The sequence below is a fragment of the Vibrio sp. 970 genome (genome assembly GCF_033339075.1).
On sequence record NZ_JAWOTW010000190.1, the window covers coordinates 1 to 819 of the forward strand.

An 819-nucleotide genomic window follows, 5' to 3' on the forward strand; every position below is an offset into this window, starting at 1 on the left:
AATGGAGCAAGCTGCTGAAATTAAAGGAATTGAATGCAAAATTGATGCGATGTCAGTGAATGCATTTGAAGAGGCGATTAAAGAGTATGACGTTTGTTTACTAGGTCCTCAGGTACGTTTTCAACTGGAAGAGTTAAGAAAAACAGCGCAAGAGTACGGAAAAAATATCGATGCGATATCTCCCCAAGCATATGGAATGATGAAAGGGGACGAAGTACTAGAACAAGCATTAGAATTAATTAACTAAGCCAATAATTTGAAATAAAAGAAAATTGTTCATCAAATATAAATATTTGATGCGGGATTATTTTGTCTGAAATAAGGATGGACTCTATGAAGCTTTATGACGCGATTATAGGAACAGTCGAAAAGCATATAGCCCCTATCGCTGCAAAAGTGGGTAATCAACCCCACGTTCGCGCAATGAGAGATGGTTTTATTGTCGCTGTGCCGTTTATCATCGTGGGCAGTGTCATTTTGATTTTTGCATTTCCACCATTTGCTGAAGATACGACGTTTACCTTTGGTCGTCTTTGGCTCGACTTTGCTACCACTCACTTTGACACCATTATGATGCCTTTCAATATGTCGATGGGGATCATGACCATCTTCGTGTCGCTCGGTGTCGCCTACAGTCTGGCGAAAGCGTACAAAATGGATGGGATCACTAGCGCGGTTTTATCTTTAATGTGTTTCTTGCTGGTGGCCGCACCAGCTCAAGATGGCACGTTAGCGATGAAACACATGGGCGGTACAGGGATCTTCACTGCAGTAATGTGTGCCTTCTTTGCTGTTGAGCTGTATCGATTTATGAAAAAG

The 819-nt window shown here is 41.5% G+C and carries 2 protein-coding genes; both read left to right on the forward strand.

The window, feature by feature from the left end; genetic code table 11:
• The first annotated feature begins 1 nt into the window (after nt 1).
• Nucleotides 2–247 (forward strand): PTS sugar transporter subunit IIB, encoded by a 246-nt coding sequence (locus R7Q11_RS25605; protein ID WP_021451355.1) that lies wholly within the window; start codon nt 2–4, stop codon nt 245–247.
• 86 nt (nt 248–333) lie between these two features.
• Nucleotides 334–819, forward strand: a 486-nt coding sequence (locus R7Q11_RS25610; protein ID WP_225466929.1) for a PTS transporter subunit EIIC, incomplete at its 3' end; no start/stop codon positions are given.